Source organism: Legionella bozemanae (assembly GCF_001648595.1).
Lineage (GTDB): Bacteria > Pseudomonadota > Gammaproteobacteria > Legionellales > Legionellaceae > Legionella > Legionella bozemanae.
In genome coordinates, this window is the sequence record NZ_LBAW01000002.1 from 105,778 (window position 1) to 122,242 (window position 16,465).

The following is a 16,465-nucleotide window of genomic DNA, read 5'->3' on the forward strand; positions in this document are numbered from 1 at the left end:
TGTTCGCATATGCAATCAGTCTTAATCGATATGAAATTAAAAGCAATTTATCCTGGCACTTTTGATCCTGTAACTAATGGACATGTTGATATTATTACCCGTGCGGCTAAGATTTTTCCTGACATTCTTGTTGCGGTGGCAAGCAATAAAGCAAAGCGTCCTTTTTTACCGTTGGAGACGAGAATTCAACTTGTAGAAGAAGCGGTCGCAGATTTACCAGGAGTTAGCGTACTTGGATTTGATAATCTGTTAATTGATTTTGTATTGGAACAAAATGCTGGAATTATTTTACGTGGTTTACGCGCGGTTTCTGATTTTGAATATGAATTTCAGCTGGCTGGAATGAATAGGAAATTATCCAAGCAAATAGAAACGATATTCTTAACTCCATCAGAAAATTTTATGTACATTTCTTCTACTTTAGTGCGTGAAATTGCGCTTTTAAATGGAGATGTTTCTCAATTCGTGCCTTCTTGTGTCGTAAGAGAGCTCCAAAAGAGACAGGGTGAACATGGAACGTCAAAAATTATTTAAGACTTTTTGTCTGATTACACTATGTATCCATTTTTTGTTTTATCTTCCTACAAATACTTTTGCCGACCAACAAAATATTCTTCCTCCTGGCTATGCTGTAGCCAGCGCAAATCCATTGGCAACTAATGCCGGACTTGAAATTTTAGCCAGTGGTGGAAATGCTTTTGATGCAGCAGTTGCTGTGTCTGCAGTATTAGCTGTAGTTGAACCATATCATTCTGGGTTGGGTGGCGGTGGATTTTGGCTGCTGCATCAAGAAAATCAGCATAGAAATGTCTTTATTGATGGAAGGGAAATAGCCCCTTTGGCGGCGAAAAAAGACATGTATTTGGCACCTGACGGCAGTGTGATACCAGGGTTATCCTTAAATGGAGGTTTAGCTGCAGCGATTCCTGGGGAACCTGCAGCATTGGTATACATTGCCAAAAATTATGGGCGATTACCTTTGGCAAAAACACTGGCTCCTGCAATCAAGTTAGCACAAGAAGGCTTTTTGGTTGATAAGCAATTAAGCTCTTTTTTAAAGAGCCCGGATCGATTGGAGCAAATCAGAAAATACCCTTCTACGGCCAAAATTTTCCTAAATAATGGTTCTCCTTATCGCATTGGGGAGCGTTTAATTCAAACTGATTTGGCGAATACTTTGAAGTACATTGCCGAAAAAGGAGAGCAAGGGTTTTATGCTGGAGAAGTGGCAGAACGTTTAGTTAAGGGAGTTAATGCTGCGGGAGGCATATGGACACTTGAGGATTTAGCAAAATATCGTATCAAGATCAGAGAGCCGTTGATTGGTGCATACCATAATATGTTAATTATTACCGCACCTCCGCCTTCAGCAGGAGGTATTGCCTTATTGACCATGTTGAATATATTGTCTCATTATCCTTTATCTTCATTCTCAAAAGTGCAATGGATACATTACCTCGTAGAGTCCATGCGGCTTGCGTATTGGCAACGCGAACAGTTTTTGGGTGATCCTGATTTTGTTACTATCCCCGTTGAGAAGTTAATTTCCGCAGAAAATGGAAAACAGCTCAGTACATTAATTCCCCCGCAAAAAGCGATTGCTAGTACTGTTTTGCAGGGGCAGGCGAAAAATTCTCAAGAGGAGAAAAACAATTCTACGAATACGACTCATATCTCTATTATTGATACTGAGGGTAATCGTGTTTCCGCGACCATGACCATAAATTACATCTTTGGCTCCAGTGTTGTAGCTGGAGGAACTGGCGTTTTGTTAAATGATGAAATGGATGATTTTTCCAGTAAAGTCGGTGAAGAAAATGTTTTTGGTATTGTTGGCGCAGATAAAAATGAGATCGCACCTGGAAAAAGACCATTATCCAGCATGGCACCTACTTTTCTTGAATTACCAGGACGTGTTGCCATTTTGGGAACTCCCGGAGGTAGTCGTATCCCTACTATGGTATTAATTGCATCATTAGTGTTTCATGATGCTTACGGTGCAATTAGTATGGTTTCGGCGATGCGCTTTCATCATCAGTATTTACCGGATGTGTTACAGTTTGAACCGGATACTTTCTCTGCGCCAATTCAAGAAGAATTAAAAGCTATGGGGTATCACCTAATGCAATTAGGGCAGTATTATGGTGATATGCAAGCGATTACCTGGGATAAGCAAACAAATGTATTAACTGCTGCTTCTGATCCGAGATTCATAGGATTGGCAGCGTCTATAGTAAACACCCCAAGCGGATACGGAGTAAAATTCTAGGGTCTGTTCCATTTCTACTATCTTGGCTAAACTGTCCTGATTTCCTGCGTTCCGATGCTCACATACTGCCGTATGCGCTTTCTCATCGTATTTTTCGTTTCTACTTCGACGTGCCGCGGTGTGTCCGCGGGATCCAGAAGATCTGCGCTAGAACCCCACAGATAATCCCGTGAACACGTTGTGGGGGCAGGGCGTAGGTAGCGCCAGGAAACCCGGGTTTCGCTGCGCTGTACCCAGGCTACAATATTATTTAGATGGATCCTCGCCAACCAGCTCTTTGATTACTTTAAACGTTTGCTGAATGAGTTCTTCTTTATTTTCAATTGTAAATTGTGCTGCATCAATAGGTTTACCTATATGTATTTCAGCTTTTTGTTTTAGATGAAAATTAAAAGTTCGTGCAGGTAAAATATTATTGGCGCCACGTATTCCTATAGGAATAATTGTTGCTTTGGATTGAATTGCAGTAATAAATCCTCCCTTTTTAAACGAACCAAGTTTTCCATCTTTGGAGCGAGTTCCTTCGGGAGCAATCCACATAACAATCCCGCTTTCCATTAATTGCTGGGCATACGCCAAGTCTTTAATGGCTTGATATTTATTTTTTCGGTCAATAAAAGGAAACTCCGCTGCTTTCATTGCCTTACCCATTAAAGGAATTTTTGCGAGCTCTTTTTTTGACAGCATTCGAATGGAGTGATTTGGAAATGCTTTAAAGGCAAGAGGAATATCATAGGCACTTGAATGATTGCACATAATAATCGTAGCCTTTCCTGGTTGCGGCTGGACATTAAATGGATTTATCACTTTATATTCTACCTGTACGGCATTCAGTAACTGATCAATCCAGTGGTGTAACGCATTATCTGTCCATTTACGGTTTATAGTGCTAAAAAAATATTTAAAGAGACAGCGCATACTGGTAACTGCCGTATAAAACATGATATTACAAAGAATCCATGCGGTTCTTAATTGATTTGTTCTCATTCGCGTTAAGACTAAGTAAATTAGCGGTAATATAGCGCAAGTTGATTCGCTTGCCCAGATAGTTTTTACGAGCCTACGTTTCAAAACTACGTAATTTTAGCATAAATAGAGATAGCTCTGGGATTGGCAATAGGCCTGGCCATAGCTAACCTCAATCAATTTAAAAAAATCCTACTGCTCTGCCTAGAGTGCTGATGAACGAGTCATCTGGGAGGACCGCATGAATATCAAAACCATTCGACATAATTTTATCCTCACTCCAACGTTCGTCCATGTAATAGCGATATCGAGTTCCATGCAAATGGCCAATAGCACCTATTTTTTCTCGTGCCCCATGTCTTCTTTCATCTTCAATGAGTTCCAAATACCGTAAATTATAATAAAGGTTTTCAGGCATAAGTTCCTTTGCTTTCTTAAAGTAGGGAATGGCTTCCTGTTTTTTCTCCTCAAAATAAACAAGTGTATCGGCGAGTAAGTAATAAATTTTCGCGAGTATTTGACGCATTTCTTTTGATTTTGGCTCATTAAGGGTAATAAACGTTTTAAGCTCTTTTTTTAATTCTTCAATTTCATTGATATGCACTTTAATGAAATCAACTCGCGTGCTTAATCTTTCGTTATAATCAATGGGCACACCAAGTTGTGCAATCAGGCAATCAATTTTTCGTAACAATAATTTATTATAGACTTCCATTAGCGCCGTATTGTTACTGAGAAACAAGTATTCGCTGAGTCGCTGTTGCGCTTTGCTTAATTGGGTTCGATCGGATTCTTTCACCGGATGTTCTAATTCATCAATCGCCAAAAGCGTAACCGCATAACTCAAAGTGGCTTCTTTGACTAGAGAGTCGTGTGGCTGAATGCCCACTATTTTTTTTGCCAGCTCTATTTGTTCTTCAGCCATTTGCATTGCTGCTTTTGTCTTTTTATAGAGCAATGCTTCTTTTATTTGTGATGTATTTGTATCAAATTGTGTACAATAATATTCGCGCAAACGTTCGAGTTTATACTTATTAAAGTTGAGGTTTGGACTGTTTGTATATAAAACATCAGCGTCCTGAAAATGATGCCCCTCTATAGCGAGGTCAAATTGATATAAAGTCCACTCTTCTCTCATCATGATGTCGTGCATGGAATTGTCTTGATCCAAAATTTGGGGTGCAAGTCTGACTGCCTGAGCTAAATATTCAATGGTTTGATTACCAATGAAGAGTTGGGTGATTCTCCATCTCCTTTTTTCTTTCTTAGCATCTTCTAAATAACTTTTGGCTACCTGGATACGTAATTCGGGATATAATGTTAAGTAAACTGTTTGCCCTTCATAGGTCAAATAATTTTTGATGTAATCAACTGCTTTTTGTTGATCTTCTTGATTCGTTGATAAGAATAATGCATTAATGAGTTCTACCGCATTTGTTAATGCTTGCGGATCAGTTTCTTGATCCAAGTAAAAATTAATAAATTTTTCTCTAAACTTTTTTTTGACTTCCAAAGACCATTCCAAAGCTTCATAAAATCGTTGTTGTGAGGCCAGAAATTGCGCATAAGCTTCGGCAAAAGGACTGGATTTAAAACAATGTATTTTGCTGACTGGTTGGTTGTAATAATTAATTTGCTGAATCGCGGCGTTAATTGTTTCACTGTCTTGGGGATCAATGGAAGGTAGCAAATAAGCCAGAGATTCTCGTATAAAGGCTTGGCCAAAAGGGTAGTTTCTGGGAATGGATTCATTGAGTTCGGGAAAGGCGTGTGAATGAGTCATGAAATAATTGACTAATAATCGCTGCAGTTCATTAGAGGTTTGGTTTGTTCTTGGTAAATGAGTCAAGTAGATAAAATTCGGGGAGATTGGAAATCCATTTGTGCTTTGAGTCAATTCCTTAGATTTAAAACCTTTAAGGTAGCCGGCATAGGCAATTTTACCTAAGGTCATTTCAATGCGATTAGGATGGCAATGATTCTCAAAACCTAACCAGCCTTTAAATGATTCAAAAAGAGTACGGAACCAACTGACCCGAAAAACATCGATTCCATCCGTGTAGAGTCTTTGCCTGGGAGATGAAGCAATTTCTCGCCAAAATATTTGATATTCATGTTTATCAAAATCGTAAATCAGAAAGTCTGGAAGATGTACTGTTCCTTTTTCTTGATATAATTCAGCGAAATGTCTTGCTAATCTTAAACGTAACATAAAAAATCCCAGTAAAATTAGGCGATTATATGGTAATTTAAAATCAAGTATTGGGCAATTGAGTTATAGAATGAACAGACTTAATTGGATATTTCATTTTGACATTGGGGGCAAAAAAAGGAATTACGTCCAGAAATTACAAGGGATTCAATAGGATGTTGACAAAGCATACATGGTTGATTTTTTCGGCCATATACTTTAAGCGAAATGCTAAAATAGCCAGGTTTGCCATCAAAAGCATAAAAATCACGCAAGGTGGTCCCGCCACATAATATAGCTTGGTGGAGTACCTCTTTAATGTGTTTCGTAAGTGTAAAGCACACTTCTTCTGAAAGCATTTTCCCCTGAGTATTAGGATGAATATTTGCTAAAAAAAGGCTTTCTGCAGCATAAATATTTCCTACCCCCACCACAATTTCATGATCCATAATTAATGATTTTATCGGTTTATTCTTATTTTGAACCTTTTGATATAGGTAGTGACCATTAAATTCTTCGCAAAGTGGTTCAGGACCCAAATGACAAAGTAGTTGATGTTGATAGGGGTTTTCATTGATGTACAGAAATAAACCAAAACGCCTGGGATCATAGAATCGGAGCACGAGCTCGTTTGCCAGCGTCAAAAGGATGTGATCATGTTTTGCTGGCGTGCTTTTATCCGCGATGATACGTAGATGGCCTGACATCCCCAGATGGATTAAAAGATATCCTTTTGAGAGCTGGATTAGAATGTATTTTGCCCTACGAGAAACAGCGAGTATTTTTTTGCCGGCACACAATTGATGCAAGTTGTCGGGGACTGGGATACGGAGTTTAGAATTGCGTACAATAATTTCTTTAATTGTCTGCCCTTCCAGATGGGATTTAATTCCTTCCTTTGTCGTTTCAACTTCGGGTAATTCAGGCATTATTTTTTATCGTCATGTTCAATGATTCTACCCTGATTTTTATGAGTCACTTCAGTTTTATTCGACTTGTCGGGGAACAAATATTGTTTTATTGCCGTGATCAACCAAAGGACTCCCCCGATGAGGAGGCCCCAAATCAAAACATACGAAAACATAAATAACAGACCAAAAAATAGTGCAATAGCAACTCCTGCTACCAAGAATGGCACCAAATTTTCAAAAATTTTTCCCAGAGGAGATTTTTCGTTCATAACATAATTTCCTATCTTATTATTTATTAATTATCGGCTACATAATGAAATGTTGCAACGTAAAGAGTAAAATTGTGTTATCCTTAGTATGATATAAGGATTTTTTGAATTCTTACATTGAGTACCTAACTAAAGGATGAGTTTTTTCTTAATTTGCATTTTTGCATTTGAAGTGGAGCTATTATGGTTTTTGGTTATTTAAACCTGTCTTTTTGGGGATATGTGGTTGCAACATTGATTTTGACGCAGATTACTATCGCATCAGTAACACTGTATCTTCATCGCCATCAAACTCACCGAGCGCTGACTCTGCATCCCCTTGTTAGTCATTTTTTCCGTTTTTGGCTGTGGTTAACTACTGGGATGGTTACTGCAGATTGGGTGGCTATTCATCGGAAACATCACGCATCAGCAGATGTTGAGGGTGATCCGCACAGCCCTGTAGTTTTTGGAATTAAAAAAGTATTTTGGGAAGGAGCTGAGCTCTACAAAGCAGCTCGTAAAGATAAAGAAATGGTTGCCAAATACTCTCATGGCACCCCTAAAGATTGGCTTGAGCGAAAAATTTATTCGCCCCATTCTTCCAAGGGGATATTGTTGATGTTGTTCATTAATTTATTCTTATTTGGTGTTCCTGGAATAACCATTTGGGCAATTCAAATGATGTGGATACCATTTCATGCTGCCGGCGTGGTTAATGGAATTGGCCACCATTGGGGATATAGAAATTTTGAATGTCCAGATGCTGCAAGAAATATTTTCCCCTGGGGTTTTTGGATAGGTGGTGAAGAATTACATAACAATCATCATACTTTTGCTTCTTCAGCTAAGTTTTCAATTAAATGGTGGGAGTTTGATATAGGTTGGATGTACATTCGAATTCTTTCCTTTTTAGGCCTTGCCAAGGTAAAAAAATTACCGCCAAAACTGGCGATGGAAAAAGGAAAGCTGCAAGTAGATTTGGATACAGTGAAAGCAGTTATTGGGAATCGTTTTCAGGTTATGTCGAACTATTATAAAAGTGTGATTAGACCCATACTCAAGCAAGAAAAGTATAACCATATTGAGAATAAGGAAGAAAAGAAGCTTTTTGCGCGTGCTGGAAGTTTATTGAGACGTGAGAATTGTTTGTTGAATACGAGAGCTAAAATGCGTTTATCTCATCTGTTGGAAGCCCGTGAGCAATTACGTATTGTTTATGCTTACAAGCAATCGCTACAAAATATTTGGTTAAAAACAGCCTCTACCCAGAAAGAGTTAATCGAAGCGTTACAGCAATGGTGCAGGCAAGCAGAAGAATCTGGCCTTGAAGTCTTGAGGCAATTTGCCCAACAGCTAAAAGGATATGTTCCTGTATATAGATAATTCTTTTGTAATTTCTCACCATGTTATCTCATAGAGGAGAGAACAGGTGAGAAGTTAGGGTTTTTATTTGTTTTTTAGTTTCGATTGTCTATAGTAGTATTTTATTATCGCAATAACAGGGAGTTGGTTATGATGAAAGGTGTAGCAATAGTTACTGGTGGAACTGGTGGTATAGGCACAGCCATTTGTCAACGCTTAGCCGCCGATTTTCAAGTTGTCGCGTGTTATTTCAAACATGGAAAACATGAAGAAGCGAAGCAATGGCAAGAAGAGCAAAAAAAGCTGGGTTACGATATTGATATCGTTTATGGTGATATCGCACAATTTGCAGATTGCGAAAAAATCGTGGCTTTAGTCATGGAGCGTTATGGTCGTGTGGATGTACTGATTAATAATGCAGGCATTACTCAAGATTGCAGCTTACGAAAAATGACCCCAGATCAATGGCAATATGTTGTCGATGCTAATTTGACTAGCGTATTTAATATGACCCGCAATGTAATCCCAATTATGATCGATAAAGGTTTTGGCCGCATCATAAGTATTTCTTCCATTAATGGGCGAAAAGGCCAGTTTGGTCAATGTAATTATGCTTCAACTAAATCCGCGTTGTATGGGTTCACTAAAAGTCTGGCTTTAGAAGTAGCAAATAAAGGCATTACGGTGAATACGGTTTCTCCTGGTTATGTAGAAACTCCTATGCTCACTTCTTTAAAAGAAGAGGTGCTCAAATCAATCATCGCAAGTATCCCTGTTGGTCGTTTGGGAAATCCAAAAGAAATAGCTGATGCGGTTGCTTTTTTAGCATCCCCCGATAGTGGATTTATTACCGGCGCAAACTTGGATATTAATGGTGGGCAGTATATGTAAAATTAAGCCCTGGATTTATTGATAATCCTGGGCATTTACAGTCTCTTTTATCATTAATTGTCGCAAATCCTAACTCATAGAGAACCATATGCAACATAATAATATTGTATTGATCACTGGGGGTACCGGAGATATAGGTACAGCAATTGCAAAGGAGTTGAACTCTTCTTATAAACATGTTTTTTCTCTTGATTTAGTTTCTGCAGAAGATGGAAAAGCATGGAAAAAAGAGCTAATGAATGAAGGATATAAGAATATCCATTTTCGTCATATGGATGTAACCGATTATGAGCAATGCGGAAAGGTTATTTCTTCTATTATTGAAGAATACGGCAATATTGATGTGCTAATTAATAATGCGGGCATCACTCGAGATGCTGTATTTACAAAAATGACGAAACAGCAATGGGATGAAGTATTAACTGTTAATCTTGATGGCATGTTTAATGTCACCCGTCATGTAGTTGAAAATATGCGTGAGCACGAATCTGGGCGAATCGTTAATATTTCTTCGGTGAATGCGCAAAAAGGCCAATTTTCGCAAGCAAATTATGCCGCCTCAAAAGCAGGTGTTTATGGTTTTACCAAAAGTTTGGCACAAGAACTCATGAGTAAAAACATCACGGTGAACAGTCTTTCTCCTGGCTATGTGGATACTCGATTAATGAAAGGGATTAGACCAGATATTTTAGAAGGGATTATCGCCCAGATTCCTGCGAAGCGTTTAGCACAGACTCAAGAAATTGCCTGGGCCGTAGAATTTTTAGTTAGTGAAAAAAGTCGATATATTACCGGGGCTAATCTTAGCGTGAACGGCGGGCTCCATATGTATTAATAAGATTGCATTCTCTTCTTTAATTAAAGATCCATCCTCTTCCATTTTAGGAAGAGGAAAAAAGATGAAGTTTTTAACAATGCAAAATCGTCTAAATATCAAGAGAAAATTATGACTCGATTAATAAAAAAATACAAAAATCGCCGGCTTTATGATACTGAGACAAGTCAGTATATTACCCTTGAAGAATTGCAACGCTATGTAGTAGATGGGGTGCAATTTAAAGTGGAAGACTCACTCACCGAGAAGGACTTAACGAATGCCATTTTGCTCCAAATTATTGTGGAAATGGAGGCTGGTTCCACTCAATTTTTATCTTCAGATATTTTGCGACAAATTATTTCTCTAGCAAATCATCCTATGCATGCTTCTTTAAAACAGATGATGGAACAGATGTTTCAAGTTATGGAGAAACCTTTACAAAATAATCCTTATCGCCAAGCGACTGAAACTTGGAATCAGCAAATGCAAAAAATGATGCAACAATGGCAGAGTTTATTTAAGGGTTAGGTGTCTTGGCTGAGTTTTAACGCAACGGACGATAAGAGGATTTAAAAATTATTTTTTATGCTGCATTGCAAAAAAAAAATTCCTAACCCATTGACAAATTTGTTCTCTATAGACTAATATTAAATTGTGCAATGCAACATAGAGGAGAGTATCATGGCGCAACAAAATTTCGAAAGATGGACTGAAATGGCTAAAAAATTTCAAGAACCTTTTCAAGCTATAGCTGAATTGAATGTGAAAACTTTGCAAGGTATGCATTATCTAAAGCCTGAAGAGATTGCGAGTATTAAAAAGCCTGAAGAACTGTTGGAGAAGCAAATTAGTCTTGCTGTTGAAAATGGCCATAAAGCTTTAGATTACATGCAAAAATCTTTTCAAATTATTGAGAAGGCAATGTTAGGTTTTGTACACGAAGCTAAAAAGGCATCTGAAGTAAAGCATTAATTTAAATATCTTTTTTAAAAAAGCAGTTCCAGTATTTAAGTCTGAACTGCTTTTTTATTTTCATTGATTATAGTAGGTCGGAACCTTGATCGAACAGGTATAGTTGAGTGCAGGATGAACGAAAATTGCTTCGGGAAACGGGGCATAGGCGGCTATGTGAGTATTTTTCCGGAGCAATTTTCGTTTAAGATGCGCCAAATGACTGTTCCTTGATCGGGTGACCTTATACCGCTGATTTCATGCATAATCCATAGCTCACATGAATTTAAAAAGATCAGGAATTGATTTTCTGAAAAATTGATATACTCTTAAGAAAGACTTGTTTAATTTTGAGTCAATAATATGATTTTTTTACCACTTATTAAGGAAAACTATTTTCAAGGAGGGTATCATGCAAGTCAAAGAAATTATGTCATCTAAACCAGAATTCCTACTTACCACTGCTACGATTACTGAAGCAGCTAAAAAAATGCGCGAATTAGATACAGGGTTTTTACCCATTGGCGATAAAGCAAAAGATAAAATTGTCGGTATAGTTACTGATCGTGATCTCGTTATCTCTGCTCTTGCCAATAAGAATCCATTGGATACGCCGGTAAAAAATGTGATGCATAAAGACGTATGGTATTGTTTTGAGAGCGATGATGTTAAAAAAGCATTTGAAAGCATGAAGGAGAAAAAAATACGCCGACTCATTGTGCTTAATAAAGATAAAAAACTGTCCGGGGTGGTGTCTTTAGGTGATATTGCGTTACATTGCGATACCAAACTATCTGGTGAAGCATTGAAAAAAATCTCTGTCCATTAAGATATGTTGACACATTACCTACGTGCTGCGGCACGTAGGTGGAAAAAGCCTATCAGAATAAAATTTGGGTACATTAATCAAATAGAGCATCTAACTCTATATGTCGATTGTATTTATTAAAATTTTTCCAGGGGTTTTCTTTTTTCCCTAAACGCTGAAATATATTCTTCAAATGATAGGATTGGGGGTGTAATGAACGATCATTCAGTTCTTCCCATTCCAGGGGTGTTGCTATAGGAGCTCCCTTTTTGGCACGTAAAGAATAGGGTGCTATTGCTGTCATCGCATAATCATTGCGTAAAAAATCAATAAATACTTTATTTCCACGTTTATTTTTTCGTTGTTCCAAAGTCGTTATTTGGGGATGTCGTTGATGCAGCTTTTCTGCTATTTTTCTTGAAATCTCTTTAATTTTATCAAATTTGTAGTGCGCTTTGATAGGTAAATGTATATGTAGGCCACGGGAACCAGAAGTTTTGACAAAGGTTGTAAGCTCAAATTCATCAAATAGTTTTTTTAAAGCAAGGGCTGCTTCACGCACTTTTTCAAAATCATCATCCTGTGGATCCAAATCAAAAATAATTTGATCGGGTTTTTCGATTGAAGACATAGTTGATAGGGAAATGTGTAACTCCAATGTATTTTGTCCCGCCAAATAAACCAAAGCTTTTTTAGAATGGACGCCCACCATGTTCATTTCTGAATTATTTTGTATAGTGGGTATCGTAAGTTGTTCAATAAAATCAGGAAAATAATCAGGGCGATGTTTGTTATAAAAACCCTCCTGATTAATACCATCAGGGTATCGTTTCAGACTGATTGGTCTATTTTTTACAAAAGGCAGAAGATAATCTGCGATGTTATAAAAATATTCTACAACTTCTTTTTTAGAAATCTTGTCATCTGGATAAAGTTGTTTATCTGGATGAGAGATGTCAACACCGGTAATTTTCATAGGGCTCCTCCCAGAGGTTTATAATACCTATTTTGTATGCTCTTCTCGGTGTACTTCTTTCGCATCCTTGTCCTTTCGAAGGCCCAAAAAACGAGGATGTCTTAATTTTCCATGTTGCGTCCATTCTGTAAAACCAATTTCACCAACAAGATTGGGTTTAAGCCAATGAACGTTCTTCTCTGATTCCTCATATTGACTAAAAGGACAAGATTGTTGTTCTTGTTTTTTCATTTTATTGTGTAAAAAATCAAGAAGCTCATCATTAAAACCTGTTCCTACCCGGCCAGCAAATTTTAATTTTTCGTGTTCATAATAACCAATTAATAAAGCACCAAAACCACTTCGAGTTCCTTGAGGATCTGTATAGCCTCCAATAACAAATTCTTGTTGATTCATGCAATTAAATTTTAACCATTTTTTAGAACGACTATGCTGGTATGGAGCCATGGCATCTTTTGCAATGAGGCCTTCCCAACCTTTTTCGCACGCAGTTTTTAAATATTTTTCCCCTTCTTTATTGCGATGAGGCAGATAACGAATGGGGGTTTTATATTCAAAAGTAGATTTTAAAAGCCCTTTACGTTTACGAAGCGGTAATTTTTCTAATCCATATCCTTCATAATATAAAAAGTCAAAGACATAAGCATACACTGGATATTTTTTGATTAATTCTTGATTTGGATTCTTCACGTGCATTCGATGTTGCAATTGTTCAAAGCTGGTTGTTTTACCACGAAATGCAACCAACTCACAATCAATGATAAAATTGCCCGGAAAATCAAGTAAAGCTTGAGCAATTTCAGGATAAAATTCTTTTTGTTCTTCATTATTTCGTGAAATCATATGAATTTCATTATCTTTTTTATGCAAAAGGCAACGTTCTCCATCGAGTTTTCGTTCGTAGATCCATTGCTCATCAGAGAAATAATCTTGAGTTAGGGTTGCGAGCATCGGAGAAACTTCTTGATTCTGTTCTTTTTTATCCAGCTTATTTTGCATCGAATTGGATAATTGTTTGAATAATTTATTCATCTTTTTTCTCTTCTTTAGCAATTTCATTTAGAGAGCGACCTGTTAATACTGAATTTGGTTTGGTGCTCACAGGATTTTTCCGAGCATCAGCTTCATCATCATCAAGTTTAAAAATGACCCATTGCTCCTTATCTTTTTTTTGTTGGGTACGTGCCATGGCATAACCCCCCTTTATTTTTTCTCCATGTAAGAAAAATTTTAAAGCCCCTTCTTTTAAGGCTTTTTCCATGGGTTTTTTGTCTTCAATGAGTTCATAATGACCAAAGTCCCACACCATAACTGTTCCTGCTCCATACTCCCCTTCAGGAATGATGCCTTCAAATTTAGCATAATCTAGGGGATGATCTTCGGTACGGATGGCCAATCGCTTTTTATTAGCGGCTGTTGATAGTCCTTTAGGAATAGCCCAAGAAATTAATACATTATCGTTTTGTAAACGAAAATCGTAATGCAAATGGCTGGCATCATGTTTTTGAATTACAAAGATATGTTCCTTTTTCTTTGAGGTTGTTCCTTGCGGCTCTTTAGTTTTTCTAAAATCCCTTTTTTGCTGATAATCTTTTAACTGTTTGTTTTTAGACATTATTTAATCCTTATTTTGTGATGTAGAATGAACCTCAACTTTCATATCGAGTTGAGGTCCATTAAATTATTCCTTTATAACTTAGTTGATATTATGGACAATAAAAACACAATATATAAATTTATTGCTCTATTAATTAAATTTCAACAAAATAATCTAGTGAATGGGCGCTTCTAGGGCGGGGAAAAAAGGCTTTTTTAGTTTTCTACAAGAGGATACAATGCCTCAAGATGAGAATGATTCTATAAATGAGATTACTAAAATGGGGGCATTGGGTGATCATTTTTCGTTATTTGGCTAAAGAAGTGTTTATCACTTTGATTTCGCTAACCTCCATACTGGTGTTAATTTTTCTGAGTAATCAGCTGATTCAATATCTCAACAGGGCTGCTTCTGGAAGTATTCCTGGCGTCATTATTATGAAGTTAATGATATTGGAATTGCCCACTTTATTAAGCTTCCTGGTTCCATTAGGTTTTTATATTGCTATGCTGCTTGCATATGGCCGTTTATACGCTGAAAGTGAGATGACGGTATTAGGGGCTTGTGGCTATGGACCAAATCAATTATTAAAACACAGTTTTATTATGGCGACAGGGGTAGCCATTATTGTTGCGGTAATCATGATTTGGGGAAGTCCCTTAATTTATATTGAACGTGCCAAGTTGTTGCGTAGTACAGGAATACAAACTTTAGTACAGACGATTATGCCTGGACGTTTCCATAGCATTAATGATGGTCAGGAAGTATTTTATGTCCAGTCTATGAGCCGTGATCATACTAAGGCAGAGCAAATATTTCTGGCAAAAAAAAGTTCTGTAAATGAACAAACACGTTGGGATATATTATGGGCCGATCAAGCCTTTGCTGAAACAGATGCAAAAACAGGAGAGGACTACATTATTTTGCAAAATGGCAAAGAATACCAGGGAATTCCTGGCCAGGCGGATTATCAAGTCGCAGAATTTGGCCAATATAAAGCACGGCTACCACATCCTGTAATCAAAATTTCTGATGATCTTCGCACAATGAGCACAGCAAGTTTATTACCTTATAATAATGAAAACGTTGCCAAGGCTGCTGAATTACAATGGCGTTTATCGGTACCGATCATGGTATTTACCTTGACTTTAATTGCTGTTCCTTTGAGTCGTATTAACCCTCGTTCAGGAAAATATGCCAAGTTATTACCCGCAATTATTATTTATATTGTATATGCAAATTTATTGTTCATTGCGCGCGATGTAATGATTTCCGGAAAAACGCCACAATGGATAGGTTTATGGTGGGTACATCTGATCGTTATTTGTTTTGGATTAGTACTTAACTGGCGTAATCAGGTGAAGTTGGCATGAGTATGAAAATATTAGATCGTTACATTGCAAAAACAGTTTTAAGCTCTATTGGTTTAGTCACACTCATGTTAGTAGGGCTGCAAATTTTTATTTTATTTGTCGGTGAAATAGGTGATTTAGGGCGAGCTGACTACGGTATTGTGCAGGCAATTTTTTTTATTTTGTTACAAATGCCCTATCAAGTCTATTTATTTTTTCCCATGGCAAGCCTTCTTGGCTGTTTGATTGGGCTTGGGATTTTGGCCAATCATAGCGAATTGGTCATAATGCGTGCTTCAGGAATGTCTATTGGCCAAGTAACTTGGGCAGTTTTAAAAGCATCAGTATTACTTATCGTATTGGTTACGGTGCTAGGGGAAACTTTAGTTCCCTACTTATCTCACTATTCCAATGACTATAAGACTGCTGCAATCAGTGGAGGACAAGCATTAAGAACCGCACAGGGATCTTGGATGCGCTATGGAAATGATTTTATTTCTGTGGGTCTAATACTGCCCAATAATGTCCTCAATAACATTTATCAATTTCGTTTTGATGATCACCATCATTTAAAAATGTCTCGTTTTATTTATGAAGCCAGGTATACCTCAACAGGTTGGGTTGCTTATGGGATACAACAAACAGATTTTGATGCTGATCAAACTAAAGTCCAGACTTTTATTTCCCTTCCTTGGGACGTAGCCGTAAAACCAAAAATCTTAATGATTAGCAGTATTGAGCCTGATGAAATGACTTTAAAAGAATTGAATCGCTACATACGGGAGCAAAAACACAATCATCAGAATGTGCATAATTATCAGTTTGCTTTTTTACAACGAATTATTCAACCACTTACGACCATGGTAATGATGATCCTCGCCATCCCCTTTATTTTTGGTCCATTGCGCTCAACGACTATGGGGTCGAAACTGTTGGTGGGGGCTGCAGTGGGATTTAGCTTTCATATCTTGAGCCGTTTTTTTGGTCCGCTCAGCACTGTATTTCAGTTGCCGCCTGAATTAGCTGCTTTGGGCCCCACTTTTATTTTTGCATTATTGGGTACGTATTTGATGAAAAGAGTCAGGTAGCCTGTCTAAATAGCTATTTGATGATTTACTTCCGA

17 protein-coding genes are annotated in these 16,465 nt (G+C 37.5%); 10 read left to right on the forward strand and 7 right to left on the reverse strand.

The window, feature by feature from the left end:
* The first annotated feature begins 9 nt into the window (after positions 1-9).
* On the forward strand, positions 10-534 hold the full coding sequence (gene coaD, locus A8O27_RS02665) for a pantetheine-phosphate adenylyltransferase (RefSeq protein WP_058458044.1): 525 nt from the start codon (positions 10-12) through the stop codon (positions 532-534).
* Positions 512-2,269, forward strand: coding sequence for a gamma-glutamyltransferase (ggt, locus tag A8O27_RS02670; RefSeq protein ID WP_058458045.1), 1,758 nt, complete (start codon positions 512-514; stop codon positions 2,267-2,269). Before coaD ends, ggt begins: the two co-directional genes overlap by 23 nt.
* A gap of 246 nt (positions 2,270-2,515) precedes the next feature.
* Here ggt and A8O27_RS02675 read toward each other — a convergent pair whose 3' ends face one another.
* From A8O27_RS02675 to A8O27_RS02690, 4 genes are all read right to left on the reverse strand, one after another.
* Positions 2,516-3,256, reverse strand: coding sequence for a lysophospholipid acyltransferase family protein (locus tag A8O27_RS02675; RefSeq protein ID WP_058458046.1), 741 nt, complete (start codon positions 3,254-3,256; stop codon positions 2,516-2,518).
* A gap of 160 nt (positions 3,257-3,416) precedes the next feature.
* On the reverse strand, positions 3,417-5,447 hold the full coding sequence (locus A8O27_RS02680; protein WP_058458047.1) for a hypothetical protein: 2,031 nt from the start codon (positions 5,445-5,447) through the stop codon (positions 3,417-3,419).
* A gap of 80 nt (positions 5,448-5,527) precedes the next feature.
* Entirely contained in the window at positions 5,528-6,355 is an 828-nt protein-coding gene (gene mutM, locus A8O27_RS02685) for a bifunctional DNA-formamidopyrimidine glycosylase/DNA-(apurinic or apyrimidinic site) lyase (RefSeq protein WP_058458048.1), read from the reverse strand.
* On the reverse strand, positions 6,355-6,606 hold the full coding sequence (locus A8O27_RS02690) for a hypothetical protein (protein ID WP_058458049.1): 252 nt from the start codon (positions 6,604-6,606) through the stop codon (positions 6,355-6,357). The genes mutM and A8O27_RS02690 overlap by 1 nt, the downstream gene beginning before the upstream one ends.
* 183 nt (positions 6,607-6,789) lie before the next feature.
* On the opposite strand from A8O27_RS02690, the gene A8O27_RS02695 reads away from it, so the two are divergent.
* The 6 genes from A8O27_RS02695 (at position 6,790) to A8O27_RS02720 (ending at position 11,438) form a co-directional block, all read left to right on the forward strand.
* Positions 6,790-7,971, forward strand: a complete 1,182-nt coding sequence (locus tag A8O27_RS02695) for a DesA family fatty acid desaturase (RefSeq protein ID WP_058458050.1) — start codon at positions 6,790-6,792, stop codon at positions 7,969-7,971.
* Between the two features lie 129 nt (positions 7,972-8,100).
* A complete protein-coding gene (gene phbB / locus A8O27_RS02700; RefSeq protein WP_058458051.1) occupies positions 8,101-8,841 on the forward strand; it encodes an acetoacetyl-CoA reductase in 741 nt (246 codons plus the stop codon).
* Between the two features lie 88 nt (positions 8,842-8,929).
* Entirely contained in the window at positions 8,930-9,676 is a 747-nt protein-coding gene (phbB, locus tag A8O27_RS02705; RefSeq protein ID WP_058458052.1) for an acetoacetyl-CoA reductase, read from the forward strand.
* Positions 9,677-9,787: 111 nt separating this feature from the next.
* Positions 9,788-10,186, forward strand: a complete 399-nt coding sequence (locus tag A8O27_RS02710; protein ID WP_058458053.1) for a polyhydroxyalkanoate synthesis regulator DNA-binding domain-containing protein — start codon at positions 9,788-9,790, stop codon at positions 10,184-10,186.
* Between the two features lie 153 nt (positions 10,187-10,339).
* Positions 10,340-10,630 (forward strand): phasin family protein, encoded by a 291-nt coding sequence (locus A8O27_RS02715; RefSeq protein ID WP_058458054.1) that lies wholly within the window; start codon positions 10,340-10,342, stop codon positions 10,628-10,630.
* A 391-nt stretch (positions 10,631-11,021) separates the two neighbouring features.
* Positions 11,022-11,438, forward strand: a complete 417-nt coding sequence (locus A8O27_RS02720; RefSeq protein ID WP_058458055.1) for a CBS domain-containing protein — start codon at positions 11,022-11,024, stop codon at positions 11,436-11,438.
* 73 nt (positions 11,439-11,511) lie between these two features.
* Here the strand turns inward: A8O27_RS02720 and ligD (A8O27_RS02725) are convergent, their stop codons facing one another.
* Genes ligD (A8O27_RS02725) through A8O27_RS02735 form a run of 3 tightly spaced genes read right to left on the reverse strand, consistent with a single transcriptional unit; the run spans position 11,512 to position 14,008 of the window.
* Complete coding sequence (gene ligD, locus A8O27_RS02725; RefSeq protein WP_058458056.1) at positions 11,512-12,393, reverse strand: non-homologous end-joining DNA ligase; 882 nt, start codon at positions 12,391-12,393, stop codon at positions 11,512-11,514.
* A 27-nt stretch (positions 12,394-12,420) separates the two neighbouring features.
* On the reverse strand, positions 12,421-13,425 hold the full coding sequence (gene ligD / locus A8O27_RS02730) for a non-homologous end-joining DNA ligase (RefSeq protein ID WP_082642387.1): 1,005 nt from the start codon (positions 13,423-13,425) through the stop codon (positions 12,421-12,423).
* On the reverse strand, positions 13,418-14,008 hold the full coding sequence (locus tag A8O27_RS02735; RefSeq protein ID WP_058458057.1) for a DNA polymerase ligase N-terminal domain-containing protein: 591 nt from the start codon (positions 14,006-14,008) through the stop codon (positions 13,418-13,420). Before A8O27_RS02735 ends, ligD (A8O27_RS02730) begins: the two co-directional genes overlap by 8 nt.
* 275 nt (positions 14,009-14,283) lie before the next feature.
* On the opposite strand from A8O27_RS02735, the gene lptF reads away from it, so the two are divergent.
* Positions 14,284-15,363 (forward strand): LPS export ABC transporter permease LptF, encoded by a 1,080-nt coding sequence (gene lptF / locus A8O27_RS02740; RefSeq protein WP_058458098.1) that lies wholly within the window; start codon positions 14,284-14,286, stop codon positions 15,361-15,363.
* Entirely contained in the window at positions 15,360-16,430 is a 1,071-nt protein-coding gene (gene lptG, locus A8O27_RS02745) for an LPS export ABC transporter permease LptG (RefSeq protein WP_058458058.1), read from the forward strand. Before lptF ends, lptG begins: the two co-directional genes overlap by 4 nt.
* Positions 16,431-16,465: the final 35 nt, after the last annotated feature.

Bases quoted from the DNA above. Each gene is read 5' to 3' on its own strand.
- coaD (WP_058458044.1), top strand. From the start codon at position 10: ATGCAATCAGTCTTAATCGATATGAAATTAAAAGCAATTTATCCTGGC.
- ggt (WP_058458045.1), top strand. From the start codon at position 512: ATGGAACGTCAAAAATTATTTAAGACTTTTTGTCTGATTACACTATGT.
- A8O27_RS02675 (WP_058458046.1), bottom strand. From the start codon at position 3,256: ATGAGAACAAATCAATTAAGAACCGCATGGATTCTTTGTAATATCATG.
- A8O27_RS02680 (WP_058458047.1), bottom strand. From the start codon at position 5,447: ATGTTACGTTTAAGATTAGCAAGACATTTCGCTGAATTATATCAAGAA.
- mutM (WP_058458048.1), bottom strand. From the start codon at position 6,355: ATGCCTGAATTACCCGAAGTTGAAACGACAAAGGAAGGAATTAAATCC.
- A8O27_RS02690 (WP_058458049.1), bottom strand. From the start codon at position 6,606: ATGAACGAAAAATCTCCTCTGGGAAAAATTTTTGAAAATTTGGTGCCA.
- A8O27_RS02695 (WP_058458050.1), top strand. From the start codon at position 6,790: ATGGTTTTTGGTTATTTAAACCTGTCTTTTTGGGGATATGTGGTTGCA.
- phbB (WP_058458051.1), top strand. From the start codon at position 8,101: ATGATGAAAGGTGTAGCAATAGTTACTGGTGGAACTGGTGGTATAGGC.
- phbB (WP_058458052.1), top strand. From the start codon at position 8,930: ATGCAACATAATAATATTGTATTGATCACTGGGGGTACCGGAGATATA.
- A8O27_RS02710 (WP_058458053.1), top strand. From the start codon at position 9,788: ATGACTCGATTAATAAAAAAATACAAAAATCGCCGGCTTTATGATACT.
- A8O27_RS02715 (WP_058458054.1), top strand. From the start codon at position 10,340: ATGGCGCAACAAAATTTCGAAAGATGGACTGAAATGGCTAAAAAATTT.
- A8O27_RS02720 (WP_058458055.1), top strand. From the start codon at position 11,022: ATGCAAGTCAAAGAAATTATGTCATCTAAACCAGAATTCCTACTTACC.
- ligD (WP_058458056.1), bottom strand. From the start codon at position 12,393: ATGAAAATTACCGGTGTTGACATCTCTCATCCAGATAAACAACTTTAT.
- ligD (WP_082642387.1), bottom strand. From the start codon at position 13,425: ATGAATAAATTATTCAAACAATTATCCAATTCGATGCAAAATAAGCTG.
- A8O27_RS02735 (WP_058458057.1), bottom strand. From the start codon at position 14,008: ATGTCTAAAAACAAACAGTTAAAAGATTATCAGCAAAAAAGGGATTTT.
- lptG (WP_058458058.1), top strand. From the start codon at position 15,360: ATGAGTATGAAAATATTAGATCGTTACATTGCAAAAACAGTTTTAAGC.